This is a genomic window from Paenibacillus sp. JT31N7 (genome assembly GCF_059692095.1).
This window is the reverse complement of record NZ_JCAUAT010000006.1, coordinates 116,021-141,262: the sequence shown is the minus strand read 5'-3', so window position 1 is coordinate 141,262 and position 25,242 is coordinate 116,021. Positions and strand designations below refer to the sequence as shown.

Sequence of the window (25,242 nt, the reverse complement as noted above, 5' to 3'; positions counted from 1 at the left end):
AGGCGGTATCGATGCCTTCCCGGCGCAAGCCTTCGAGCATCTGCGCGCCGAACATGTCGCCGCCCACGCAGCCGATCATGGACACCTGCGCGCCCAGTCTCGCCGCAGCGACCGCCTGATTGGCGCCTTTTCCGCCCGGGATCATCCGGAACTGCCGTCCCATTACCGTTTCACCGGGAACCGGCGGACGTTCCGCCGTAACGACCAGATCCATATTGATGCTTCCCGCGACTGCAATTTTGGCCTGTCTGTTCACGTTAAAGATCCCCTTTCGTACACGGACCGTATTAGGTACAGTGTATCATGCCTGCCGGGAGGTTTCCTTGACGGCATCCTTGCGTTTTTTGCCGCCGATCCTGCAAGAACCGAATTCTGTCCTCTTTACAGATAGTTGCCCCCGATGCAAAATATGGATATAGGTGATCCAAGCCTAAAATCCTTGTAGGAGTGATCGAATGTCCAAGAAGATCCTGATCATTACAGGCGATGCAGTCGAGGCTTTAGAAGTGTATTACCCGTACTACCGCGTGCTGGAAGAAGGCTATGAAGCGGTTCTCGCGTCTCCCCAGCAAAAAGTGCTAAAAACCGTCATCCACGACTTCGAGGGCTGGGATACCTATACGGAGAAGCCCGGATACCTTCTCGAATCCCACGTTTCGTTCGAAGATGTAAATCCGGCCGATTTCGACGGACTGATCATTCCCGGCGGCCGTGCGCCCGAATATATCCGGCTCGATCCGAACATTCCCCGCATCGTGGGCCACTTCTTCGAAGAAGGCAAGCCTGTCGGGGCTATCTGTCATGCCGCTCTCGTACTTGCGGCTCTGAAGAACAACAAATATTTCGAAGGACGCACCTTGACCGCCTACACGGCTTGCCGGTACGATGTGGAAAGCCTCGGGGCGAACTACACGGAAGAAACGCTGCACGTGGATGGAAACCTCGTCTCCGGGCATGCTTGGCCGGATCTGCCTGGCTTTATGCGCGAATTTCTGAAGCTGGTGAAAAGCTGAGGGGACTTATTAACTTCCCTGATATTTCATGCCATATAAAAAGACCTGCCGTAGCAAAAGCTCCGGCAGGTCTTTTTACGTAAGAAAGCCGTTCATACGACAACAAATGGAAGATACATACAAAACCTCTCCGCTTATTTCCGCAGCAGCCCCGCCTGCATCAAATAATCTTTCGCGGTCTGTTCCGCCGACGCTCCCTGAACGTTTACCTTGTAGTTCATTTCGCGCATTTCGTCGTCGCTGATCTTGCCGCCCAGCTTGTTCAGAACCTCACGCAGCTCCGGATGCTCTTCCAGCGTCTTCGTGAGCAGCACGGGCGCGCCCTGATACGGCGGGAACAAGTGCTTGTCGTCCTCCAGCATCGTCAGGTTATACTGCTTCAGTTCACTGTCGGTGGAATAGGCGTCCACAAGATTAATATCGCCGGACTGTACGGCCTGATAGCGGATTTTCGGCTCCATCTTTTTGACGTCCGCAAACTGGAGACCGTACAGCTTCTGAATGCCCCTGTACCCGTCTTCGCGGTCGGAAAATTCCAGCGTAAAGCCGGGCTTAATCGTCTGCCGCACGTTTTTCAGATCGGAAATGGTCTTCAGCCCCTGCTCTCCGGCAAGCTGCGCGGGCACCGCCAGCGCATAGGTGTTGTTGTACGCCATCGGCGTCAGCATCTCCATGCCGAATTTGCTCAGCATGCCGGCTTTCGCCTGTTCGTACACCTCCGTGCGGTCGGTGCTGGCCGGCGTCTCCTTCATAAACTCGGAAATGGCGGTTCCCGTAAACTCCGGGTAAATATCGATTTCACCGGCTTTCAGCGCGTTGAAAACGAATGACGTTTTCCCTAAGCCCGGCTTAAGCTCGACCTTCAAATCCGTGTCCTGCTCGATAAGCTGTTTGTACATCTGGATCAGAATCTCCGGTTCGGAGCCGAGCTTGCCCGCGATCACGAGATTTTTGTCCTTGCCGCCCGTGAAATACGGGACAAGCAGCAGAAGGAGCACGACCAGGACGGCCGCCCCGGCTGCCGGCACGAAGCGCCGGAAAGACATGCGCTCGAACGCCCTCAGCAGCAGGTCGAACAAGATCGCCAGCAGCGCCGCCGGAACCGCGCCCAGAATGATGAGCGCCGAATCGTTGCGGTCGATGCCGAGCAGGATGAGATCGCCGAGACCGCCCGCCCCGATGAGGGCGGCCAGCGTCGCCGTGCTGATAATGAGCACGGTGGCCGTCCGGATGCCGGCCAGAATGACAGGCAGCGCGAGCGGCAGCTCCACTTTGAACAGACGCCTGCGGCTGTTCATTCCCATCGCTCTGGACGCTTCGATCAGCGAGGCGTCCACCTCTTTGATCCCCGTATACGTGTTGCGGAGAATGGGAAGCAGCGCGTAGACGACGAGCGCGATTACCGCCGGCACCCGTCCGATTCCGAACAGCGGGATCAGCATGCCGAGCAGCGCCAGCGACGGAATTGTCTGCAGGACGGCGGCTACTCCGATAATGCCTTCCGCTCCGCGGGTCTTCCGGGTGAGGTAGATGCCTAGCGGAACCGAAATCAGAACGGCGAAAAACAAGGCGATAACGGACAGCAGAATATGGTCCGCCACGGCGCCGAGAAGCTGAGACTGCCTCTCGCGGAAAACTTCGGCCAGCGTATTCATGTCCGCGCCCCCTCCTTCAGCCGCCCGGCCATGAACTTCAGCAGCGCCTCCCGCGAGACGGAGCCCACGATCACGCCGGCCTTCTCGACGGCGAGCACCTCTTCATCGGCAAGCAGCTGCAGGGCCGCTTCCAGCGGCACTTCCGCCTTGGCGATAGCCGCGGGATGGGACGGAAAATCGGACGGACCGATTTCCAGCAGCACATCTTCCAGCGTCAACCGCCCGCCGAAGAGCGGCTTCTGCCCGCCGACGAACTGTTCCACAAATGAGCTGGCGGGATTTTGTAAAAACCCTTGCGGGGTGTCCAGCTGGACGATTTCGCCTTCATTCATGAGGCAGATCCGGTCACCCAGCTTCATCGCTTCCTGCATATCGTGCGTGACGAACACGATCGTCTTCTTGATCCGCTGCTGCAGCTCCAGCAGCTCGTTCTGCAGCTTCTCCCGGCTGAGCGGATCAAGCGCGCTGAACGGTTCGTCCATCAGCACGATCTGCGGGTCCGCGGCCAGAGCGCGGACAACCCCTACCCGCTGCTGCTGTCCGCCGGACAGCTCCTTCGGCTTGCGGGAGCGGTAGGTCTTAGGCTCGAGTCCCACCATATCGAGCAGCTCGTCCACGCGGGCGCTTATTTTCGCGCGGTCCCATTTGCGCATTTCCGGCACGATGGCGATGTTCTCTTCGATCGTCATATGCGGGAACAGCGCGATCTGCTGAAGCACATAGCCGATGTTCCAGCGCAATTCGTGGATGTCGTATTCGCTGATTTTGCGCCCGTTGATCCAAAGCGTTCCCCCGGACAGCGGGATAAGCCGGTTGATCATTTTCAGCGTCGTCGTTTTCCCGCACCCGCTGGGCCCGATGAACACGAAAAATTCCCCTTCGTTAATTTCCAGATTCAGATCGTTTACGGCTACCGTATCGTCCGCGTAACGTTTAGAGACGTTCTCGAAACGGATCATAATTTTCTCCTCTGCGGCACTGACTTTTATTGGCCCCTGTATACCTATCTCTCTTTATAATAGCCTTACAGGCAAAAAATGAATCTGCGAAAAAACCTTGACAAGCGCAAAGGCCCGGCAAGGTTTTGTGAAGGGATTATTCGGCATTCAGATCAGACTCTATGTCTTAGCCCGCGTTAGCTTTCCCATACACGAACAATTTGTAAAAAAATAGATCCGTCCGGTTCTGCCTGATCCGCTCGAACATCTGGTACAAGCACCGCGCCGCTGCAGTCAGTCAGGCCCTAAATGTGAGGCGGCCGCTACCGGTGCCGTTTTTGCACACTCCCTTTTTCAAACGGATATGTATCCCGGCAAGCCGTGCTTCAGCAGCTCATCCTCCGAGAATACTTTGAAGCCTTCATTGCGGAGCATAGCCGGCCCTCCGCCGGGCACCTAACGCATGGATGGCTTCGGCGGCGGCGGGAGCGGGAATTTCCGCGGGCACGGCTTCCGTGTTCCGAGCCCCGTTTCCCCTTCCGCCGGAAAGCAAAAAAAACCTTTCCGCAGCATCTGCGCCATTTTCACAAGGCACACGTTTACGGAAAGGAAGTACTTGTCTGGCGCAGATAGGAGCGACTCCGGGATCGGATCGGTTGCATCCCGGTTTATTTGAACCAGCCCTTCTCCTTGAAGCGGGTGATGGCTTCGATCCGGTTGCTCACGTCCAGCTTGTCGAGGATCACCGAGATGTAATTGCGGACCGTCCCGGTCGTAATGTACATCTGGCTGGCGATCTCTTTCGTATTTTTGCCGTCGGCGATGAGAAGCAGCACTTCCTTCTCCCGCTCCGTCAGCGGGTTCTCCTCGCTGTAGGCTTCGTCCACCAGTTCCGAGGCGTAGAGCCGCCGGCCCGCCATGACACTGCGGATGGAATCCGCCAGTTCCTCGCTGGGGCTGTCCTTGAGCAGGTAGCCGTTCACGCCGGCCTTCATGGCGCGCTCGAAATAGCCGGAGCGGGCGAACGTCGTCAGGATGATGACCTTGCATCCGGAGCCCTTCAGCTCCTCGGCCGCGTCCAGCCCGCTTTTCGCCGGCATCTCGATATCCATGATGCAGACGTCCGGCTTGTGCTCCTGCACAAGCTTCAGGGCGTCTTCGCCGTTGCCCGCAACGCCGACAACGGTCATGTCTTCTTCCAAATTAAGCAGGGAAGCTAGCGCGCCCAGCAGCATCCGCTGATCTTCGGCGATCACAATGCGAATCATTTCCCCGCCTCCTTTGCCGGTTGTTTCAATACGATCGGAATTTTAATGACGACCGTGGTCCCTCCGTCGGAGAGGATTTCCAGCGTGCCGTTAATAAATTCCAGGCGTTCTTTCATGCCGCGCAGCCCGTTGCCGCGGAAATAATCGAACTGTTCCGCCCGGCCGTTCCCGTTATCCTTGACCTTGACGACGAGGTCCGTCCGCGAAGGTTCGATCACGATTGTGCAGGCCGTCGCACCACTGTGCTTGACCACGTTGGTGACCGCTTCTTTGAGGCACATGCTGATGACATTCTCCGTCATCAGCGAAGTACCGATCTGCTTCGGATCGCCTTCCTGCTTGAAAGATATCTGCGCGGCTTTCAGAATCTGCTTAACCCGGAACATTTCCTCGGAGACCCGTGTGCTGCGCATGTTGGTCACCATTTCGCGCACTTCTTTCAGCGCGCTCCGCGCCGTCTGCCGCACATCGTTAATCTCGGCCCGCGCCTGGTTCGGATTCTTGGCGATGAGCTTGCCCGCAAGATCGCTCTTGAGTCCGATCAGAGAAAGCTTCTGTCCCAGTGTGTCGTGCAGATCCCTGGCGATCCTCTGCCGCTCCTCCATCTTGACCAGCTCGTCAATCCGCTTGTTCGCATCCTCCAGCTGCCCTTGCAGCTTATCCCTTTTGTTCTTCGTATACGTATTGACCGGAAGCAGGATCACCCCGATCAGGGAGATCAGCACGAACGGAAGCTGTGTAATGAAGATCGGATTTTGCGTGACGAAGCCGAGATTGATCGTAGCGATCGTACTTACCAGATGAATGGTATAGAAGGTAAAGAAGCCGATCTTGTTCTGGATATTCCCGATAAAAAATGCGAGAAACAGCGAGAAATACACGTACCCGAACAATAGTGTCATCGCGATCGAAACGACGATTTGCACGCTCGTCCAGAAATACACAAGCCACCCCTTCGATACGACGGACAGCACATAGCAGGAGAAAAAAATAATGATCATGCCGATGCCGAAGACGTTCTTGAGGGTGGAACCCGAACTGAATATGAAATAAAAAGGAAGGATGTAAAAGACCACCCACACATAGGGACTGAGACCGGTGTTTTTCTGAAAAATTCGAATCCAATTCTGCATGGTCTTTTCACCTTTTCTGCGGCGCCGTTTTACATCCATTTTAGCATAAACGGTTAAGTTTGGGACTATTCGCCCTGGAAACCAGGTTTCGGATTTTTCAGGACATCGTTTGCGGCTCCCTGCCTGCGGAGCACATGTTTGACATCTTTAAAGCTTACAAACGACTTGCCTTTTTCGTCCCACAGACGGAAACGGAGAGACTGCAGGCTCGTGCGGAGCGTAATGGTGGTCGCTTTTTGCAGCGGGATCGTGGAGTTATGCGCCTTTTCCAGGTTGTAATTCGGCACTCTCGGGCTCAGATGGTGAACATGATGGTAGCCGATATTTCCTGTGATCCACTGCAAAACTTTCGGAAGCTGGTAGAAAGAACTGCCGTCGACGGCCGCTTTCACGTAGCTCCACTCGTCTTCCTTCTCGAAGTAAGAATCTTCGAACTGGTGCTGCACGTAGAAAAGCCAGATGCCCAGCAGTCCCGAAACGAAGAATACCGGAGCCTGAACAAGCACGAACGCCTGCCAGCCGATCAGCCAGCACATCAGCGCGTACAGCAGCACGATGGATACGTTGATCACATACGTGTTGATGCGTTCCTTGCGCTTCGCTTTCTTACGGTTGAAACGGTACTGGATCAGGAAGACGGCAATCGGCCCGAGGCCGAACATAACCAGCGGATTGCGGTAGATGCGGTAAGCGACCTTGCGGAACCAAGGAGCTGCCGCGTATTCTTCCACGGTCAGCACCCACATGTCTCCGGTGCCGCGCTTGTCGAGATTGCTGCTGGTGGCGTGATGCACGGAGTGGCTGTACTTCCACTGCTCGTACGGGCACAGCGTCAGAACGCCGGTAATGGTGCCGAGAATATCGTTGGCCCGGCGGCTTTTAAAGAAAGACTGGTGACAGCAGTCGTGAAATATGATGAACGTCCGGATGACAAACCCGGCTGTGATAAAAGCTAGAGGGAGCGTGAGCCAGTATGAAACGGAAAGACTCGCGTAAGACGCATACCACAGCAGGAGGAGAGGCACAATCGTGTTGAAAACCTGCCGGATGCTTGATTTAGTATCGGTTTTTTCGTAGGGGGCGACATCTTTTTTCAAATTCATAACTTTCGTCTGAGACATTAGTATGTGTCCTCCTCGTTCTGATGCGGGGTCAAATCCCGGGCATCAGCTCGCTATTCTACCCTCATTATAGAGATAATCGCTTGGGCGCAATAGTCATAAACGTCATGAGGGTACATGATAAATGTCATATAGGCGTGGGGAAAATGCGGCGGGAATGACCCGAAACGGCTTGCCCCAAGGGAAAAAAATGCGAATCCCGGAAGGTTTGGGCGGGAAAGGCCGGCCGTAGGCGAAATGACGCCGATTCCACTCGGGACTGGAGGAGGAGGCTGGCTCAGAGACAGCCGGGGTGCGGTCAGTAAAAATCCGCCCGGTTCTCTTCGTCCGCTATGTCCTGAACCTCTTCGGGCGTGATGACCATGACGGCATATCCGTCTTCGTTCTGTTTCTTGAGGGCCCGCTCTTTCATAAAACGGGGACTCCCCTCGCCCGCTTCTTCGTCATAAAAAAGAAGAAGGCCGTCCGTTTTGCGCAGGAGAAGATCGTCCCGGGCCTGAAGCTGCCACACGCCGGCATACGGCTGTTTGCTGACGGCTCCGTAGAAATCCACGTCCTTCAGGATGCCGCGGTAAAACTCCTGCTTGTCTTCCTTCCACTTCTCTTCCGGGTTGGCGTAGGCGGTCAAAATCGACAGCTTCAGCTGCGGATACTGTTTCTTGAGTTCGATCACGACTTCGCACGCCCAGAGATCGACCCCGTACTGTCCCGGCGTGATCACCCATTCCAGCCCGTCTTCGATGAGCGGGATCAGCCGGCCCGCTATCGCTTTTTTGATATACTCAATGCCTTCGTGCTTTTCGTTAAAAATGTTCAGCTCATGCGCCCGGTAGCCGGTCACGAGAAGGTTTTTCAACTGCGGACACTCCTTCGGTGCGGGTGTTGACATACATCTTCCAATATACACGAAATGGAGGATGGTCGGTTATCCGTTCCTTAATAGAATTCGGATAAAAACCACCGGATATCACCATTCATTTTTTTCTTTTCTTCTGTCGCCGGAAAGTGTCCGCAGTTATAAACATGGGCCGAGGTAAGATTTGAAATGACCTCTCGTGCCCGATCCACAACTTCTTGGCCCGGAAAGAAGATATCTCGCTTGCTCGCCAAAATCAGGGTAGGAGCGGAATAGTCGTCTAACTCTTCTTTCTCCACGATTTTAGGCATATTTCGTTCAAGTCTGACATATTGGAAAATTTCCCCGAGTAACCGCATATCTTCTTCATTCATGGCTCCTGACGATAGGGCATCGGCTATCCGCCGCAGTGCTTTAGGCGAAGAAAACAGCTTAAAGTTGAGCAACGGAAGCAGTACCTTGTGAATCATCGGAATTTGGGGACCCGTTTTCATTCCTGCCGGATTTACGAGAACCGCACATGCGATCCGTTCCGGCATACAGGCGGCCAATCGCAAAATAATCCCGCCCCCGTACGAGGGACCGATAAACGCACATTTTTTCAGATCAAAATGCCGTAACAGATCCGCTATCCAGTATGCAAAGCTGTCATCTTGAGCCGATATTCGCGTCTCGTCGCTTAAGCCCGGGTGCCCTATTGTATCAGGGGCAATAATTCGGTATTCCTCAAACAAAGGTCGGAACCAGGCCAGCGTCATCGGATTGATACAGTTCCCGCCTTGCAAAATCATCAGGGGCTTCAACTCGGATGAGCCTATTTCCAGAACATGCGTTAAACCGTAGCGCGTTGGGACATAGGTCCGCTTCGTCTCTGTTTGAAGGAGCGATACATAATGCTCATAGCTGTTAAGCAATATTTTTTTTCCTTTGTCACTTAGATAAATGGTATCCATGAGCATCCCGCCTCCGAATAATAAATAAGAAAAAGAACCCGCCACCGACGGCAACCGTGCGCAGACACAGTTTACCCTTGATGACAGGCTCCTCCGGTAATACAGGTTATTTTTAATCTTCCGTAACGTTACATTTCATAATAATGCATATCCCTAATACTGTAAATATATCGACATTGAAATGGAGCAAGCGACCTCCGGGGCCGGCGGACTTACGCGTTAAGATCGTAGAGGCCGGGGCTGTGCTCGTTAGGAAGCTCCGGCAGATAGGGCAGCGGGAACCCTTCCGGCGGCGGCACAACTTCCAGAGTGCCTCCGTTTCGGCTCGGCGACTGGCCGCTGTAAATCTCGCCGATCCGTGTATTATCCAGCCGGAAGTTAAACTGGGCGTTATGGAAGCCCATATCGACATATTTGCGGCATTCCGGATATTTGTTGATGTCGTAATTCGGGACCGGGAACAGCTTGCCCCAGTTTACGCCGAGCGACTCCAGCGCTTTGGCGAAAGCGTTCTGATGCGCGTTGTCGCGGACGATCAGGAACGCCAGCGTTTCACGGAACGTTTTGTTCGAGCTCATCTCGTAAATCCGGGATTTCTGGAGAACGCCGGTCGATTCCAGCACCAGATTATCCAGCAGGTCGCTGATCAGATTCCCGTGATCGTAGACGTAGTTGCCCATCCATGGGTTTCCTGCCGCATCTACGGGAAGCGAGCTTTGGGCGCCGATAATAAAATGATGCGGATTGGCATGCTTGACCGCTTCGTTCAGCGGAGCCCCGTCCACGCCGGAATCACCGGGCATTTCTTCTCCCGATCCCGTGAGCAGCTGATTGATCGTATGCTGGACGAGCTCCACGTGGCTGAGTTCCTCCAGGAAAACGCCGCGGATCAAATCGCGGAACTGCGTTGCCTTTCCGCGGAAATTGTTGCTCTGGAAAAAATACTGCATCATCGTGCGCATTTCGCCGAAACGGCCGCCGAGAATTTCCTGAATCACTTTGGCTGCCGCCGGGTCGGGCTTGTCCGGAACGATCATGTTGATCAAATCTTCTTTATAGAAGTACATCACTGGCCTCCTGGTCCGAATAAGTAGGTACGGTATAGTTTGGTTCGGAGGCAATGGGTTTATTCTATCTTTGTTTCTCTGGTGATGAGATCGCTCGCAGAAATGCAGATTCGCTTCACGAACCCCACACCAAAAACCGCCCTGACGAAAGCGTCAGAACGGTTTACTTGCTCTATGGTGCTCTATGCGCTGTGCAGATACTCTACAGTCTCGGGTCAATCTCTTTCTCTTTCGCCACTTCGAACAGCACGTTGGCCGCCGCTTTCTTATACTCCTCGTTGTCCGGGGATATATCGCCGTATTTCACGGCAAGCATTTCCTTGCCCAGAAGGTATTCGTTCAGCGATGTCCGCAGCTTGAGCTTGATGTTCTTCTGCTTCATGAGTTTGCCGTATTTGTGCGGAAAACGGTAGTCGTATCCGTAGACGAGGGTCAAATAATCCCGGTTGCGGACTTTCATGTAAGGCACGGTCTCACTGCCGGGCAGCTCCGGCTTGATGACGACTCCTTCCATATGAAGACCGGTCGTCAGGCTCTCAAAGTACGCTTCCGCTTTCTCATAGCTGTCCGGATCACTCAAATTCAGCAGGAGAAATTCATCTCCGGACAAAAACCCGTACGCCTCGGACGTCGCCATCTGCGGGATCTGCTCTTCCCCGTTTTCATACACCAGTTTGAGGATCGCAAACGGCTTGTATTCCGGCTCGCCCGCCTCCCCGTAAAGTTCCAGCTGTCTTTTATACGTGCGGTATGCTGCCTCGTGCTCTTCCAGCGGGACCCGCTTCTCCAGCAAACCGCGCATGTGCTTGTAATTCTGGTAGACGCTCGCACCGTATTTTTCGCTTAAAAGGGCCTTCGGCATCGTGAACTGATCCTTTTCGAAGCCGCTTGCCGAGTAAGCCTCCGCAAGTTTACCGAACGCCTCTTCGAACCCGTTCGCCCTCAGAAAATCCAGCTCCGCTTCCAGCGCCTTCTCGATCGGTCTAAACTGGCGCTCGATAAGCCCTTCCCCCAGCGCGTGCCAGGGAAGCAGCTCGCCGTCCAGCAGAAGCACGGCTATTTGGTTTTCTTCCATATAGGCCCTGTATTTTACCAGCAAGCTCCTGAAAATATCGCTTAAATCGGCTCCCTTGATCTTATAGCCGTTCCGGCTGACGCCATAGCAATAATCGGGATCGCGGTGCAAATAGATCTGGCATCGGGAGCCCATATATTTGGGCTGAAGCACGACTTCACCCACTCCATGATCCGCAAAGTAGCGCAGACCCTGTCTCAGTGATTCCAGTTCGCTGGCGGCTTCCTCTTTATCCGCGGGAGACATCGTTCCGGAAATGGTGTTGATCCGGTTTCGGGAGCAGTAATGGAGCCTCCTCAATTCCTCGGCATCCAGGTCCCCAAGCGTCACTTTGCGTTCTTCCCGGAACAGAACAGGCAGTTCTTCCGGCAGAACCGCCGCTCCGGCGCCGCGCGATTTGAAAAACGGCTTGAACGAAAGACTGACCGCCGTCAGCTTATTGCCATTTACGCAGCCGGTGTCCACGTGGACTTTGTTTCCGATCCGGAACGCGTTCTTCGCGGCGACGTGACCGAACACGTGAAACGGATGATTCTTCACAGCCTCTTCTTTCAGGAAAGCGAGCTGCTTTTCGAAAGACTCTCCCCGGTCCAGCCTGAAATTACGCTGGTGACGCGCCGAATTTCCATCCAGCTTTCCGATATATTTATTGCGGCACGGCGAATGCGTCACATAAAACGAAGGCCCACGGGTACCTACCTTCCGGTAAAACGGCTTCGACATTTCGACGAGCTCGTTGAATTTCCGCAGCAGCTCGGTATCCTTCCTCAACGTCTCCACGGACGTGAAATACGAATGAAACAGCTCCTCCTCCACGCCGCCGATCTCGCCTTTCAAATACTTGAACACGAAGTTTTCATGATTGCCGAGGACAAGCAGAAAGTGTTCGCGGTTTTCGTAAAGGAACTCCACGATGGCTCTCGTATGATTGCCTTTATCGATCCAGTCTCCCGTCAGCACGATTTTCGTATGGAGCAGCTTATCCGGGAGTTCCAGTGAATTGCCGCTGAGCTTGAAGCCGTAATCGAGCAGGAGTCCTTTCAGATCGTCCACACATTCGTGGACATCCCCTACGATGATGCAGTCGTACTCCTGCGGCAGTACCGAGGCAAGATATTCGTCCAGGTCCACAATTTCAACCGTGTACGCTCCGTTAGTCTTCCCTTCCTCCGGGAAGTAGAAGTCTTTGGCACGAACCTTGTGAATTTTCGTATACCCTTCGCGGGAGAGTGAGCCCATCACGTCTTGTTTCAAGCGATTGATATGAGCCGTAATCAGCCTCTTGGAGCGTTCGGACGAGTAATAATCGTGCCTTTTACGGTAATCGAAAAGAATCACTTCTAGGTTGTAGTTGTTTTCCTTGGCCACATGGCGGACCTTCTCGCGGAAATCCTCGGCAAGTCCCGTCGTATCGACCACCACAAACTCGGCATTGACGGGAAAAGAGGTCGCCATCTTCAGCCGCTCGAACAAGAGATGAAAAGCCTGGCCGCTGGATTCCAGCATAATCTGATCGTATTTATCGTAATCGAATCCGAGGATCTCCTGCCGGATACGGTCTGAGGACAAATATTGGATGTTGGCTTTCACCGCTTTATCGGCAGCTTCGAATTGGAGCCCGGGAATAAGAACTTCCTTGGCAAAAGTCGTCTTGCCGCATTCGGTCGAACCGACCAGCATGAAGATGGTATGCATCCGGGTTTGAATGTTCACGGGCTACGCCTCCTTTTTCCTTAAAATAACGCCCTGTGTCGTGCGGATAGAGTTGACTCCGTCTCCGATGGCCACCGGTTCGGCCTGATAGCCCGTTGTCCCGATAAAATCGTCGATCCACTGCCTGAATTCCTCCCGGCCCATCTCCCATTTATGATCGGGATGCCTGTAGCCGTCCAGTTCATAGAAGGGATTGAAATCGGCATTAGGCGTCGTAATGATAAACCGGTCGAAATCCACTTCCGCGCAAACTTGTAAAATCAGCGCCTGCGCTTCTTCGGGACTCATGTGTTCAATGACCTCCGTCAGAATCACGTCCACCCGTTCCCCGTTATACTGATTGAGAAAATGTTGGATCGAAGGCAGGGTAACGAGATTATCCAGCTCTTTGGCCCGGGCTTTGCGGCGGACCGTTTCCAGCGTTTCCTCATGAATATCCACCGCGTAGTAAGTGTCCTCCGATTTGGCCGCGAAAGGGATGGCGTAAAAACCTTCCCCGCACCCGATATCGAGAACCGCTTTGTCAAAAGGAAGCAGCCCGCGGATGAAAGTCCGCCTCTGATGACCGGTTCCTCCGAAATCGAAATCGATCTCGTAGCGGTCCGTTTTTTCCAGTTCCCTCTTATACTTCTTAAAACGCTCCCGCGAATTCAGGAAATTCCTCACGAACAAACTGCGGATATAAAACGGCGCGTCGATCACTTGAACGCTCCGGATATACTTCTCGAGCAGTAGATCGGAAATGTCGATATATTCGTTGCCGAACGTGGACAGAAACAGGCAGAGCACGCTGACGGCATGCAGCAGGTGATACAAACTGCGGTCTGTCGTTACCGTCAGGGAGTAGGTTTTGTGGGCCTGGTGCACGATGTCGAACGTAAAATCCGGCAGATGCTTTTCAAAAAAACCGATGTACCGGACCATCTCGATATGAATCATCGGAATCCGGACGGTGTGCGTAAATCCTTCCGTATCCCGTTCGTCCCGGCTTTTAAGCGGAGCCGTAAAAAATTCGTTCCATGCGTTCAGCGGAAACAGCGGCGTATTGTAACGGGATACGTTGAGATATTCAAATTCTTCCTTGTCGTGCTGTTTGTACGAAATTTCGTTGTCCGCATCCTTGAAATAGACGTTAAAGGTGCTCTCGCCGGTGTACCAGCCGTAAGCCATGCCTTTACGGACCGGTCTGAGCAGCATCCCGGAATCCGGATTTTTACGGATAAGATAAGAAAACTGCGGATTTGTCGAGCTCAGCTGTACGATAGCCATAAGAATCTTCTCCTTGCCTGTTTCTTTATACCTTCATTTTCGCTCATCCGGCGGAAGCTGAACATGGCGAAAGTATTACGACTCCGGGGAAAGTTTCCGTTCCCCCCGTCTCCCGCCTTTGATACAATGAAAAGATGACAGATTTTAGGGCATAGAAACGGAGGAAAGACCATGGCCCGCGAAAGCTTCGATAAAGAAATCCAGTTCCTTCGCCTGCTTGTTCTGACGAGCGGCGCCTACAGCCGGCAGCAGTTTGCCGAGCGGCTGGGCATTTCCGTACATACCTTCGATAAAACGTTACGCCGCCTTAAAGAAATAGCGAGCGCCGTCTCTTATCCGCTGGCCGAAGAACAGGGCCGGGAATTCGCGGAGATGCTCCGTTTCAATTACTATGAATCCTCCGATCCTCTGCTCCTCTTCCTCTACCGGGCGAAATCGATGAAGGAATCCGAGAGCAGGCGTCTGCCCTTCCTTCTGGCGGTTATGCAGGAGCGGGAGCAGGCCATGTCCGCCGGAGAACTGATCGACGCATGCTGCGGCGGAATGCCGGACGATGTGCCTCTGCCCGACGAGAAGACGATCCGCTCCGACCTCAAGTATTTGGAGGAAGTCGGCGTGATCCGCAAAAAAGGAAGCAGCCGCCCCTACCGGTACCGGCTGCACAATGATCTGATCCGGCAGTTGAGCCGGGAGGAGCTTCTGGATCTGTACGATTTTGCCGACGTGATGGCCAATACCCGGCTCCCTTCCGTGCAGGGCTATCTCCTCCGGGACAGCCTCAAGAAGGCGATCCGGCAGCAGGGGCTGGAAGCGGCAATCGCCGAGCCTTTTCTATATAAATATCATTATTACTCGCGCATTCTGGACGAAGCGCATCTGTTCCCCCTCTTTCAGGCGATCCGGCAGCGGAGGAAGCTCCGGTTTCTGTATTTTTCACCGAAGACGCACAAAAGCTATGCCTCCCGCAACACGAACCCGCTGTTTGAACGGGAGACTAACGGGAAACAGGCGCATGTGCTTCCGTTAAAGGTGGTTTATGACCATCAGTACGGAAGATGGTATCTGCTCGCAAGTGACGCCAGGCAGGGGATCATGAAGTTCCGCATCGAAGGGCTCACCCAGATCGAGGAGCACGATCAAGTTCCGGAAGAACAATTCCGGCGCAAGCTGGCGGAGCTGGAAGAGAAAACACGCTACAGCTGGCTCATCGACACTTCCGAGCCCGTCAAGGTCCGGGCGCGTTTCTACAGGCCCCTGGATGCGCCGGCCGATTTTATTAAGGAGAGGGTGCTGCTGCAGGGGCAATGGGGAACGATCACCGAAGAGAACAAAGAATCGTTCGTCTACGAAATCACGGTCAACGGATGCACCGAGATCAAACCTTGGCTCCGCAGCTTCGGATCCAGCTGTGAAGTGCTCGCTCCCCGGCAGCTTAGAAAGGAATTCATCGCGGAATGGAAGGAGATTCACGCCTACTATGAACCTTTTCGAGAAAATCTTTAACTACCAGATGATTTCCCGGTTGGAGGAATCCGGTGTCGTGACGCTGACTTCCCATGAGCGCACCTGGTTAAAAGCTTCGCTGAAGCATCCCGCTGCGGAAGAGGCATTTGCAGCCGAAACGCTGGTGAAGCTGCGCAGCCTTCTCGAAGAGGAGCCGGATCTGGAGACGGCTTTCCTTGTAACGGAGAAGGCCAAAAGCCCCGACAAGCAGGTCTACCATCCGCTTCTGCGCCCTCTGCGCCGCTTTATGCGGGAACGGCATGGTATCCGGCTCAGCTACCGGATCCGAAACGGCCGTACGATGGAAAGCCAGTCGGGCATCCCTTACAAACTGGAATACTCCATGGTGAAGAAAGAATGGTACCTGCTCTGGTACCACTTGCGGAACCGCATGTATATGGCGACCAAGCTTCGCAGCATCCTTGAGCTGGAGGCCGAGATTCCGGCGGTCGGCGTGTACGAGGAGATTACCGCCAAGCTGGATCAAAGCACCCTGCTGCGCAAAGAAAGCTCGGTCATCGAGGTCGTCCGCACGTATAACCGCGAGTTGTCACGGATTCTGTACGCTTTCTCCTGCTTCGAGAAAGAGGTAAACTATGACGACGAAAAGGATCTGTACCGGATCCGGCTGACCTATATGAGCGAAGACGCGGAGTACATTTTATCGAAAATCCGTTTTCTCGGAATGAGAGTAAAAGTCGTGGAAGGGCGGCATCTGCAGTGGCGGATGGCCGATTCGGCAGCTCGGGCGCTGGCACGCTATGGGGATGAACCTGAAGAACCCGACGGCATATCGCCTGATCTTGAGACGGAAAAGCACATAGAAGCGCCAAAAGCGTCGGCTCCGGGGAGCTGACGCTTTTTTTGTTTGCGGTATTACGATCATTCTTTTCGATTACCAGTCAAGGAGCATATCTCATCGACTACCTGCTGCTTTAAAAAAAAGCCCATTTCTCCGAAAGGGGTGCCCCGTTCAGGACGCTTTGAGTGATCGAACTCGACCAAGACGACATCCTCTTCTAATTTATATACCGCACAGGCTTCGAACAGATCCTGCAAGTCAACAAAACGACTTACTAAAGGAAAAACGAGAATAATGGCGGTCCCTTTGGAATCAGGAAGAACATAGTATAAGGAATTATTTTTTGTTATATACCTATTCATATCGTGCATTCCCCTAGATACCTGTCCCTTTTTTGCGGTTGTTTTGGAAAACGGCGATGGCTTCCGCTTTGGAACGGACAGCCAGCTTCCGATAAATTACACTCATATAGTTATCGACGGATCTTTTGCTGACAAAAAGCTTATCCGCTATCTGGCTGCTTGTTTCTCCAGAAGAAGCCAAAATCATAATTTTCGTTTCCTCTTCCGTCAATTGATCCGGATCTTTCTCCGGATCGGAAACGAGCTTCGCAATGGTTTCATGGGGCAGCACCAACTGATTATCCAATATGCATTCGACCATCCGCCTTATGACGGGGGCTTCTTTTTCTTTGGAAATAATACCGTGGACCCCTATCTCCGTTAGCGGGGCAACCAAATCAAGAACATCGAAGCCGGTTATCATGACGATTTTCATTGCCGGATACGTCTCTTTAATCCATTTAGCAACGCTAATGCCCGAACAATCCGGCAATTGATAATCGAGCATAACGAGGTTTGGGCCATATAAATTAATCATATCCATCCCTTGAACCCCATTTGTTGCGATACTGACCACTTTCAAGCCTTCAATTTTTTCGATAATATGCTTGGTTGCTTCCGCCATGATGGGATGATCATCTATAATGATCACTCGAATTTCCTCATTCAAAATGCAGCCCCCTCCTTCCAGGGAATGATCGCCTGAATTTTTAGGCCATTGCCCTCACTGCTTTCCAAAGAAAATTGACCGTTCAGGGATATGATCCTGCTCTTCAATTGTTTCATCCCCATTCCCGATATTCTGCCATCCTGCCAATCTAAAATATCGATATTGAACCCCTTCCCGTCATCTTCATAGAAGAGTAAAATCTGCTTGTTATTTACACCTAACCGAATAGAAAGCAGGTTTGCCTCGGAGTGCTTTTTTGCGTTGTTAAGAAGCTCTTGGATTACACGGAACAAATGGCGCTTTGTTTCCAGACTTAACCGCTCGACAATGTCTGCTTCCTCGACGCGGAAATCGACTTCAAACGATTCAAGTTTCATTTCTTGATCGATTAATTTTTGCAGAGCGAATACAATACCGGTTTCTTTAATTAAGTGCGGATGCAGTTCATAGCAGCTTTGCCGCAAGTTTGCATTAATAATATCAATGTACTCCATCATGTTTATTATTTGCGTTCTCTGCATGGGCGTTAGCTCTTCCTTCAAATTACTTAGTCTTCTTTTAAGAAAGAACAAATCTTGCATTGTCGTATCATGCAGGTCGGTAGCGATACGTATGCGTTCCTTCTCCTGTAAATCAAACAGGACTTTCCGGAACCAGATCAGGGCATCCGTCGCTTCTTCGTTCGGAATTTGGGAAGCGATTTGCTGCATCTTCATTTGCATCGTGCGAATCAAATAAACATTCTCCAGACTCACAGACAGATGCCCGATTACGGTACGAAGCCACTGTCGGTCTTCCGTACTCACATATGTATTTTCTTTCTCCTCCGTCAAAATCAGGTGGCTGGTATATTCTCCATGCTTAGAAATGGGGTAAATGAAATACTCGCCGCTTCTGCATTCTTGGAATGGTTTATCCTTCGCAAGCTGCTTAACGATACGTTCATCTATTTCACCGTCGCATACTGCATCAACCTCAGTAGAAGATGCAAGCACAATAGCTGCTCCGTAAACCTGCAGAACCGATACGATATCTTTCAAAACCGCCTCTTTAAACTCCCGAAAGGTCGTGATTTCACTCAATTGGTCCGTAATTCGGCGGAGGGAATCCCGATGCAGACTTCTTCTTGGAAAAAAATAAGGCTCCGTGATTTTTGTAAAATATTCAATCGAGAAGAGGAAAGCCGAGCAAAACATGCATCCAAGCATAAATACAAGAATGATTTGTTGAAGGGGCAAATCAGGCAGATAGGCAACTAACACACTTGTAAAAAATACGGAAGGAATGATAGACATAACGGCCATAAAAAGCAGCCGACGGACAAATAAATCAATCTCGTAAAGCTGCTTGGTCGCGATCAGGTAGGTAAGCAGTATCGGGAAGAGTAAAGCGAAAAGCCCGCCATATACAGGATCCACGATATAAGGCAAAGAAAAAACTAACGGTATAAAATATAAAAAAGTAATCGGACCAAACGAAATAATTAACGAAATAAAAATCATTTTGATAATATTCATTGCGTACTTTTTATTTTCCCGCTCTTTCTTGTAAAACAATAGTAGTGAAACAATATTAAATATGAAGCCGACTACAAATACGATCATGGAAAGCCTGCCCATGATATGGTAGATAGATTTTGTCAAACTGGATGGAACAAGATATATCAATTGAACTAGAAAGCATATACCAATAAAAACATACACAAATTTTAATGGTTTAGAGGTAAAGGGCTGGCTTTCTTTATTTCGTTCACTTATGAACATCATGAAAAAATGAAAAAACAAAACCGGCAGCAACATAACAGTGGTGCTAACCAAGTATTTGGCAAGTCCATCAAATCTCATAGAACCTGGCAAGGACATGAACAAGATACCTAGATCTAAAAAAATCAAACATAAATAGCGAAAAGATAGTAAAGGTGGCATCTTGCGAAACAATATAATCAATATCGTAAAACAAAGGATTTGTCCGAAAATATTGCCTAGATCATAGTAAGTAACATGAGTAGTAGGTTTAATACCAACTATTTCTTCGCCTCGTAATATTTCCAGCAGATGTCCACGTCCGATTGCCCCCCACTTGATAACACTCTCATCAAGTTGTGGAGGTTTTCCATCAATCCTTAAAATTTGATCTCCCAGTTGAAGACCCAAGTCTTCGGGTACTTGACGGGTCTCAAAATCCGTGATTAACCATCTATTTTGCTGAACCTCTTTAATATAAATTCCAACAAGCGGATATGTAAATATGAGATGAATAAACCAAGTTTGAATAACAATTATAAGTACAGTCATAATACTTAAAAGCCACTTTGGATACATAACAATTTCCTACTTTCGACCCAAAAAATATGTTATATATAAAAAAGAAACATTATTATAGGAGGTTGGCCTTAATATGCAGCTTATTCTTTGGACCCCGGAACTACGAATCTCCGTAAGGAAAATGAAAGCAAGAGCACTATCGAATTCTCATTCTGAAGATTTGACTCAAAAGTATCATCAAGCAAAAGTAGACCGGAGTCTTAAAAAGAAGCCGTCCGAACCCAAAGAATATTGGTTTTAATTTTTCCTTACTTTATCCCATTTGTAAGTATATTCCTTCTCGAATTATAGCTTAAAATAGGTTTTCTTGGATACTAGTCCCTTAAAATTATCGCTTCCTAAAACAAGAAATTTTATGAAATAGCGTGTACATAACAAAAGAACAAAAGCCGCGATTCCTGTTTCCGGGATTGGCGGCTTTTTGTATTATTTCTTTTTTGATTCCTAATTACTAGATTTCATACCTATGCGTCTGTACAAGCGAATAGATAAAAGAAGTAACAATTTTTAAACGATTGTAAGCAATAGATAAAACAAGGTATAATTTACCATAAAATACTTTTACCGATTCAATTATACGGAAAACGTTGAAAAAAAGTAGGTATCTGATCGACATCATATTTTTTCCAATTTTCCAAATAACATAACTGACACGATTCCTCAATGAAAAAGGATAGGTGAGAAAAATGAACGAAACCGTTTATAACCCGGATTTTTTCAAATCGCAGCAGGACGGGTCAAGGAAATCGGCCTGCGAGGTAGTTCCTATTCTCTTGGACCTTATCGACCCGGAATCCGTCATCGACATTGGGTGTGGCACGGGCGCCTGGCTTTCCGTTTTTAAAGACCTCGGAGTCCGGGAAATCCTGGGGGTAGACGGTGATTATGTGAACGAGGACATGCTTCAAATACCGAAAGAGCATTTTAGAAAACATGATCTTACCACGTTTTTTTCTTCCGGGAAGCAGTACGATCTGGTCGTTTCCCTGGAGGTCGGCGAACACCTGCCCCACACTTCAGCCGAAACTTATGTAAATACCCTCGTTTCTCACGGGGATGCCGTTTTATTCTCCGCGGCTATTCCTTATCAGGGGGGGAAAAATCATATTAACGAGCAGTGGCCGGGCTACTGGGCGGAGCTTTTTAACAAAAAAGGATTCATGGCCATTGACTGTATCCGCAAGCAGGTCTGGGAAAATGCCCATGTTCAGTGGTGGTACGCGCAAAACACGCTGCTTTATGTAAGAGAAGAAGCCCTGAGCCGTTATGCCTCCCTTCAAGATTACCCTCCTTCAGAATCGGCTCCTTTATCGCTTGTTCATCCCCGCTTATACATGCATCTGGCAAAAGATTTCTTCGGGGACGACGGCTATAAGGACGGCAATATTATCGGTCGGAAATTTACTCCTAGAATATAGCCACGGTGTCATTTGCATTGATCTCAGCCCCCCTATACAAAAAAAGGCTGCCTCCTAAGAGACAGCCCGGGGCCGTACGCTTCTGGAGCGTCCACTCCCTTTTCCTATTCGTTCAAATGGTCGCCCAGGAACTTCACAAGCCCGTCCTCCGCATCCTGGGAATATTCCCAGACCATGGCGCCGCCCAGATTGTTCGCCTTGATATAGGCGATTTTTTCGCGGAGTGCTTCTTTATCCTCGTAAGAGATGAACGTTTTGCCGTCGTACAAATAAGCGGCCTTGGCCTTCTCGTCGAAGTACCGCTTGAACCCGTTCTTGTCCATGTATTTCTCCTCGATGGTCTTGTAGCTGAGATCGGTCTTGTCGATGTCGATCGATTTGCCCGGCGAGAAGGCCCCGTCCCCATCGCTCTTGACGTCTTCCCATCCGTACGAATACGCGGGAACTCCGAGCAGAAGCTTGGCCGGATCGATATCGTGACTGAGATACAGCTGCACAATGCTGTCCACGCTGTCTATGGATTTGTTCTCCGCATCCTTGTACAGATTGGAGTTAAGCCCCGTCGTATCCGACCATTTGCCGGTCAGGTCGTAGCTCATGACGTTGATGTAGTCGACGTACTTTTCCACCTTCTTGACCTCGACGTTCTTGAAGTACCAGTCCTGCGTCCCTGACGCGAAGGTCAGGATATACTTCTTGTTCTTATGCGGAAGCTGGTTCAGCTTCTCCCTCAATTCCTTCATCAGAAACGTAAAATTCTGCGTATCCTCGCTGCGGGATTTTTGCGTCCCCCAAGCATCCGAGGCCGGATATTCCCAATCGATATCGACCCCGTCCAGGCCGAGCTCTTTGACCAGGGCGATAATGTTGTCGGTAAACGTCCGCCGGTTCTCCTGAAGACTCGCGTCGGAAAAACCGTCCGCCCCGTATCCTCCTACGGCGAGCACTAGGCTCGTTTTGGGATTGTTTTTTTTGAGCTTTTTGATATTCTCCTTGATTTCGGCATCCGCCGCTTCGTCTTTATGAAAGGACACCTTGTACTTGTCCCCTATCTGGGCGAAAGCCAGGAACGCGATGTCGACCTTCTTCTCCTCGAAGTTGATCTCATCCAGCTTGTCCCCCGTCGGGATGACGTAGACGGAATTGATTTTATGGTCTTTGGCCTGGATGGTGTTATAGAAGTAAAAGCCCATTCCGGAGATCAGCAGCGCCACGAACAGTTTCGTATACAGATGTATTTTCATCGTTACCCTTTCCCGCCGAATAGAACATTCGTCACGAGTTTGTTGAGGTTGAGAATTTTGACGAGAATGTAGCTGACCACAAAGACCGCGCCGAGATTAAACAGAAGCGTCACGGTCGTTTCGACCAGGCTTCCTTCTACCTCCGTCCTCCGGGAGACCATAATTTCGATAAGCAGATGAATCAAGTAAATGCTGAAGCTCGCTTTGGAAATAGAACCTACGAGCCGTTTGACTTTGTCGTTTACTTTGGCGCTGATCGCGGCATCTTTTTCTTTAAAAAGAATAAAGAGACCGGCCGCCATGAAAAATGTCGTGACCGAGTAATTGCCGTAGAACATTTCGTCCAGCACCCCGCTGTACGCGGAAGCGAAGTACGTGGCCACCGGCGTAAGAAAGAGGGAGACGATCCCCAGATTGAACAGGACGTTCTTCAGCTTGCGCGATATTTCGTAATGGAACAGATAGTAGCCCAGGATAAAATAACCGAGATACCCCATAAACAAGGGGATGTTCATAATGGGCACGTACAGGCTTTCCGATGTAATCCGCAGCACGCAGTCCGTAATGAAGCGGTACGCGATGCTGACGGTAAACCAGAGCAGCAGGTAATACCGCAGCTCCTTCTCGGTACATGCCTTGACCATGCGGCTGATGAGCGGCACCGTCAGGTAGATGGCAATGATCGCATACAGGAACCACAGGTGGATATAGTTGCGGTCCAGAATGAACTTGTAAGCGAAGCTGAGCAGGAATTCCCCCGCGCCCATGGTACTTTTCTGCAAATAATACTGGGTGAAAATGCTGTAGATGAGGGACCAGCTTACGAGCGAAACGACAAGCGGCATGATGCGCTTCAGAAAAAACGTTTTGTAGGATTTGACTTCCGACCGCAGAATCATCGCTCCGCTGATCATAAAAAAGACGGGCACCGCGAAACGCGCGGCGGAATTGAACAGATTGCTCACCCACCAGGAAGCGGTGTTGAAATCGTTCGTGCTGGTCAGCAGCGTGGCGGTAATATGTAAAATGATCACGGCGAGAATCGAAAGAATCCGCAGGAGATCGATGTAAATGATCCGGTTCGTTTTGAGCACAGCGTTGTTCATAAGGGTTTTCCTCCGTTAGCTCTGGGATAGTGGGGCAGCGGGTGCGGAAGGCGGGGCGGTTACGCTCCGGGAGATGGACGCGATTCCTTTTCTCTCGACATATCCCCAGCCTTCGTCGTTATCGAAATATTTGAACGTCCCCACAATATTGATATAGAGCAGCACATTCCGGTACGTCAGCAGTTCCAATTGGCTGAAAATAAACATGTGAATATAGTCCTTGAACGTATAGGTGCTCCCGTATTTCTTGCAGAGCGCGAGCGAAATGACGATCTGAATGGCGTTAATAAGCAGCGTGGCCGACAGGATGAGCAGCGCCATCCATATGCCATCTCCGGCTATCAGCAGCTGGAACAAATACACGAAGGTCGTGAACGCCGTCAGCGTTCCCAGCACAAAGCCGTCAATGGCGAAAAACAGCCGGACGCCCAGATTGAACTTACGAGGCAGGTCCGACCAATAGATAAGGATGCAGTCGATAAAAGCTTTCTGCCAGCGGATCCGCTGTTTGTAGAAGTTCGGCATGTTCTCGGGGCATTCGGTGTAACAGACGGCTTCGGGGGCGTACACGAGCTTTTTGGAAAGCCCGTTCGCTTTGATATATTCGTGGATTTTCAGCGTGATGTCGATATCCTCGCCGACCGTGCTCCGGAACCCGTCCACCTGGATGAGCACCTCTTTGTAAAAAGCGCCGAAAGCGCCGGATATGACCACGATCGAATTAAGCGCCGACTGGGTCAGCTTTCTTACGTAGAATCCGTGAATATAGGAGATGATCTGGCTTTTGATGAGGCCTTTGCCCGTAAATCTTTCCTGGATTTGCCCGTTCTTTCTTTCCGCGCCCTGGACAATCTTGACGGTACCGCCAAGCGCCATAACGTCGGGATCGTGAAAATACTGATTCACATATTGAAGGGAATGGGCTTCCAGCATCGAGTCGGCATCCAGCGTAATAACGATGTCCGAAAGGGCGTAATCGATTCCGGCGTTGAGGGAGTCGGCTTTACCGCCGTTTTGTTTGTCGATGACATAAATATGGGGATACTGCCGGGACCGGTAAAAGGCTCTAACCGGCCGATAGGTTAATTCCTGCATGACCTGGCGGTCATCTTCCTGCAAATCCAGCAGCTCTTGGAGCCTCCGGAGAGTTGCGTCCTTCGAACCATCGTTGATAATGATGATTTCATGATTCCGGTACCGGAGGCCCTCCATGGCTTCGATACAGTTGCGGATCGTCAGCTCCTCGTTGTAGGCCGGTACCAGCACCGAAATCGATTTTTCCTCCAAGCCTTCCTCCAGCTTCTTTACCTTGCTGAACAGCAGCGGAATAAAGGTATACAGGAGCTGGAACGCCAAAAAAACGATTGTCGTTACGTATAACAGTATCTGCATCTCTCTACTCCTCCTATCTTTTCTCTTTGTCTATAGGTCTCCACCGGTTAAGGCACGCATTACAGCGTTAAAGGATTTATCCGATAATCTCCTTTCTTCTGGAAATGTAGTTCTTTTTATCTAATTTAGTCTAATCTACTAGTAGTGTAAAACTCTTACATCATCCGATAAAGCGAATACATCACACGTTTACTAAAAATTTCCTCCGTTTTGCTCCCATTATCTAAGTCTACTAAGGGAATGTTTTGTGGTTTTCGTTATTTGTAAAGAAAAAAAAGACTCAAAGCGTTTACTTGGAGTCCTTTAAGGAATTTATTGGATTTTTTAAGAAGATTATTAAGAAAAATTAAGTAATTTGCGCGGAAGTTCAAAAAATCTACA

At 50.7% G+C, this 25,242-nt stretch carries 20 protein-coding genes and 1 pseudogene; 4 read left to right on the top strand and 17 right to left on the bottom strand.

Going from position 1 to position 25,242, the window contains the following annotated elements:
* Nucleotides 1–10: 10 nt before the first annotated feature.
* Nucleotides 11–214 (bottom strand): annotated as a pseudogene (locus tag AC58P5_RS22770) (PfkB family carbohydrate kinase); the annotation flags it as partial.
* A gap of 241 nt (nucleotides 215–455) precedes the next feature.
* Here AC58P5_RS22770 and AC58P5_RS22765 point away from each other — a divergent pair.
* Entirely contained in the window at nucleotides 456–1,013 is a 558-nt protein-coding gene (locus AC58P5_RS22765; protein WP_497390643.1) for a DJ-1/PfpI family protein, read from the top strand.
* Nucleotides 1,014–1,147: 134 nt separating this feature from the next.
* Here AC58P5_RS22765 and opuFB read toward each other — a convergent pair whose 3' ends face one another.
* The 10 genes from opuFB to AC58P5_RS22715 form a co-directional block, all read right to left on the bottom strand.
* Complete coding sequence (opuFB, locus tag AC58P5_RS22760; protein ID WP_497390641.1) at nucleotides 1,148–2,668, bottom strand: osmoprotectant update ABC transporter permease/substrate-binding subunit OpuFB; 1,521 nt, start codon at nucleotides 2,666–2,668, stop codon at nucleotides 1,148–1,150.
* Nucleotides 2,665–3,627 carry an ABC transporter ATP-binding protein gene (locus AC58P5_RS22755; RefSeq protein ID WP_497390639.1) on the bottom strand — a complete coding sequence of 321 codons (963 nt, stop codon included), beginning with the start codon at nucleotides 3,625–3,627 and terminating at the stop codon, nucleotides 2,665–2,667. Before AC58P5_RS22755 ends, opuFB begins: the two co-directional genes overlap by 4 nt.
* A 647-nt stretch (nucleotides 3,628–4,274) precedes the next feature.
* On the bottom strand, nucleotides 4,275–4,874 hold the full coding sequence (locus tag AC58P5_RS22750; RefSeq protein WP_103997010.1) for a response regulator transcription factor: 600 nt from the start codon (nucleotides 4,872–4,874) through the stop codon (nucleotides 4,275–4,277).
* Nucleotides 4,871–6,007, bottom strand: a complete 1,137-nt coding sequence (locus tag AC58P5_RS22745; protein ID WP_497390637.1) for a sensor histidine kinase — start codon at nucleotides 6,005–6,007, stop codon at nucleotides 4,871–4,873. Before AC58P5_RS22745 ends, AC58P5_RS22750 begins: the two co-directional genes overlap by 4 nt.
* A gap of 65 nt (nucleotides 6,008–6,072) precedes the next feature.
* Nucleotides 6,073–7,128 carry a Delta(5) desaturase DesA gene (gene desA, locus AC58P5_RS22740; RefSeq protein WP_497390635.1) on the bottom strand — a complete coding sequence of 352 codons (1,056 nt, stop codon included), beginning with the start codon at nucleotides 7,126–7,128 and terminating at the stop codon, nucleotides 6,073–6,075.
* 298 nt (nucleotides 7,129–7,426) lie between these two features.
* The gene (locus AC58P5_RS22735) at nucleotides 7,427–7,984 is read right to left on the bottom strand and encodes an SLOG family protein (RefSeq protein ID WP_497390633.1); all 558 of its coding nucleotides are present in this window, start codon (nucleotides 7,982–7,984) and stop codon (nucleotides 7,427–7,429) included.
* 80 nt (nucleotides 7,985–8,064) lie between these two features.
* A complete protein-coding gene (locus AC58P5_RS22730; RefSeq protein WP_497390631.1) occupies nucleotides 8,065–8,937 on the bottom strand; it encodes an alpha/beta fold hydrolase in 873 nt (290 codons plus the stop codon).
* A 212-nt stretch (nucleotides 8,938–9,149) separates the two neighbouring features.
* A complete protein-coding gene (locus AC58P5_RS22725) occupies nucleotides 9,150–10,004 on the bottom strand; it encodes a manganese catalase family protein (protein WP_497390629.1) in 855 nt (284 codons plus the stop codon).
* Between the two features lie 202 nt (nucleotides 10,005–10,206).
* Entirely contained in the window at nucleotides 10,207–12,792 is a 2,586-nt protein-coding gene (locus AC58P5_RS22720) for a metallophosphoesterase (protein WP_497390627.1), read from the bottom strand.
* A 3-nt stretch (nucleotides 12,793–12,795) separates the two neighbouring features.
* Complete coding sequence (locus tag AC58P5_RS22715; RefSeq protein ID WP_497390625.1) at nucleotides 12,796–14,061, bottom strand: class I SAM-dependent methyltransferase; 1,266 nt, start codon at nucleotides 14,059–14,061, stop codon at nucleotides 12,796–12,798.
* Nucleotides 14,062–14,232: 171 nt separating this feature from the next.
* On the opposite strand from AC58P5_RS22715, the gene AC58P5_RS22710 reads away from it, so the two are divergent.
* Both AC58P5_RS22710 and AC58P5_RS22705 read left to right on the top strand, forming a co-directional pair.
* Nucleotides 14,233–15,564 (top strand): helix-turn-helix transcriptional regulator, encoded by a 1,332-nt coding sequence (locus AC58P5_RS22710; RefSeq protein ID WP_497390623.1) that lies wholly within the window; start codon nucleotides 14,233–14,235, stop codon nucleotides 15,562–15,564.
* Entirely contained in the window at nucleotides 15,539–16,420 is an 882-nt protein-coding gene (locus AC58P5_RS22705; RefSeq protein WP_497390621.1) for a WYL domain-containing protein, read from the top strand. The genes AC58P5_RS22710 and AC58P5_RS22705 overlap by 26 nt, the downstream gene beginning before the upstream one ends.
* 26 nt (nucleotides 16,421–16,446) lie before the next feature.
* Here the strand turns inward: AC58P5_RS22705 and AC58P5_RS22700 are convergent, their stop codons facing one another.
* The 3 genes from AC58P5_RS22700 to AC58P5_RS22690 are packed head-to-tail and all read right to left on the bottom strand — an operon-like array spanning nucleotide 16,447 to nucleotide 19,698.
* Complete coding sequence (locus AC58P5_RS22700; RefSeq protein ID WP_497390619.1) at nucleotides 16,447–16,728, bottom strand: hypothetical protein; 282 nt, start codon at nucleotides 16,726–16,728, stop codon at nucleotides 16,447–16,449.
* 13 nt (nucleotides 16,729–16,741) lie between these two features.
* On the bottom strand, nucleotides 16,742–17,377 hold the full coding sequence (locus AC58P5_RS22695; RefSeq protein ID WP_497390617.1) for a response regulator: 636 nt from the start codon (nucleotides 17,375–17,377) through the stop codon (nucleotides 16,742–16,744).
* Entirely contained in the window at nucleotides 17,374–19,698 is a 2,325-nt protein-coding gene (locus tag AC58P5_RS22690; RefSeq protein WP_497390615.1) for an ATP-binding protein, read from the bottom strand. Before AC58P5_RS22690 ends, AC58P5_RS22695 begins: the two co-directional genes overlap by 4 nt.
* A 689-nt stretch (nucleotides 19,699–20,387) precedes the next feature.
* Here AC58P5_RS22690 and AC58P5_RS22685 point away from each other — a divergent pair.
* Nucleotides 20,388–21,119, top strand: a complete 732-nt coding sequence (locus AC58P5_RS22685) for a class I SAM-dependent methyltransferase (protein ID WP_497390613.1) — start codon at nucleotides 20,388–20,390, stop codon at nucleotides 21,117–21,119.
* Nucleotides 21,120–21,223: 104 nt separating this feature from the next.
* Here the strand turns inward: AC58P5_RS22685 and AC58P5_RS22680 are convergent, their stop codons facing one another.
* Genes AC58P5_RS22680 through AC58P5_RS22670 form a run of 3 tightly spaced genes read right to left on the bottom strand, consistent with a single transcriptional unit; the run spans nucleotide 21,224 to nucleotide 24,861 of the window.
* On the bottom strand, nucleotides 21,224–22,363 hold the full coding sequence (locus AC58P5_RS22680; RefSeq protein ID WP_497390611.1) for a glycoside hydrolase family 18 protein: 1,140 nt from the start codon (nucleotides 22,361–22,363) through the stop codon (nucleotides 21,224–21,226).
* 2 nt (nucleotides 22,364–22,365) lie between these two features.
* The gene (locus AC58P5_RS22675) at nucleotides 22,366–23,469 is read right to left on the bottom strand and encodes an acyltransferase (protein WP_497390609.1); all 1,104 of its coding nucleotides are present in this window, start codon (nucleotides 23,467–23,469) and stop codon (nucleotides 22,366–22,368) included.
* Between the two features lie 15 nt (nucleotides 23,470–23,484).
* Nucleotides 23,485–24,861, bottom strand: coding sequence for a glycosyltransferase family 2 protein (locus AC58P5_RS22670; protein ID WP_497390607.1), 1,377 nt, complete (start codon nucleotides 24,859–24,861; stop codon nucleotides 23,485–23,487).
* Nucleotides 24,862–25,242 lie beyond the last annotated feature (381 nt).

Excerpts from the sequence above, each read along its gene's own strand:
- AC58P5_RS22765 (WP_497390643.1), top strand. The coding sequence starts at position 456 with ATGTCCAAGAAGATCCTGATCATTACAGGCGATGCAGTCGAGGCTTTA.
- opuFB (WP_497390641.1), bottom strand. The coding sequence starts at position 2,668 with ATGAATACGCTGGCCGAAGTTTTCCGCGAGAGGCAGTCTCAGCTTCTC.
- AC58P5_RS22755 (WP_497390639.1), bottom strand. The coding sequence starts at position 3,627 with ATGATCCGTTTCGAGAACGTCTCTAAACGTTACGCGGACGATACGGTA.
- AC58P5_RS22750 (WP_103997010.1), bottom strand. The coding sequence starts at position 4,874 with ATGATTCGCATTGTGATCGCCGAAGATCAGCGGATGCTGCTGGGCGCG.
- AC58P5_RS22745 (WP_497390637.1), bottom strand. The coding sequence starts at position 6,007 with ATGCAGAATTGGATTCGAATTTTTCAGAAAAACACCGGTCTCAGTCCC.
- desA (WP_497390635.1), bottom strand. The coding sequence starts at position 7,128 with ATGTCTCAGACGAAAGTTATGAATTTGAAAAAAGATGTCGCCCCCTAC.
- AC58P5_RS22730 (WP_497390631.1), bottom strand. The coding sequence starts at position 8,937 with ATGGATACCATTTATCTAAGTGACAAAGGAAAAAAAATATTGCTTAAC.
- AC58P5_RS22725 (WP_497390629.1), bottom strand. The coding sequence starts at position 10,004 with ATGTACTTCTATAAAGAAGATTTGATCAACATGATCGTTCCGGACAAG.
- AC58P5_RS22715 (WP_497390625.1), bottom strand. The coding sequence starts at position 14,061 with ATGGCTATCGTACAGCTGAGCTCGACAAATCCGCAGTTTTCTTATCTT.
- AC58P5_RS22710 (WP_497390623.1), top strand. The coding sequence starts at position 14,233 with ATGGCCCGCGAAAGCTTCGATAAAGAAATCCAGTTCCTTCGCCTGCTT.
- AC58P5_RS22705 (WP_497390621.1), top strand. The coding sequence starts at position 15,539 with ATGAACCTTTTCGAGAAAATCTTTAACTACCAGATGATTTCCCGGTTG.
- AC58P5_RS22700 (WP_497390619.1), bottom strand. The coding sequence starts at position 16,728 with ATGAATAGGTATATAACAAAAAATAATTCCTTATACTATGTTCTTCCT.
- AC58P5_RS22690 (WP_497390615.1), bottom strand. The coding sequence starts at position 19,698 with ATGTATCCAAAGTGGCTTTTAAGTATTATGACTGTACTTATAATTGTT.
- AC58P5_RS22685 (WP_497390613.1), top strand. The coding sequence starts at position 20,388 with ATGAACGAAACCGTTTATAACCCGGATTTTTTCAAATCGCAGCAGGAC.
- AC58P5_RS22680 (WP_497390611.1), bottom strand. The coding sequence starts at position 22,363 with ATGAAAATACATCTGTATACGAAACTGTTCGTGGCGCTGCTGATCTCC.
- AC58P5_RS22675 (WP_497390609.1), bottom strand. The coding sequence starts at position 23,469 with ATGAACAACGCTGTGCTCAAAACGAACCGGATCATTTACATCGATCTC.
- AC58P5_RS22670 (WP_497390607.1), bottom strand. The coding sequence starts at position 24,861 with ATGCAGATACTGTTATACGTAACGACAATCGTTTTTTTGGCGTTCCAG.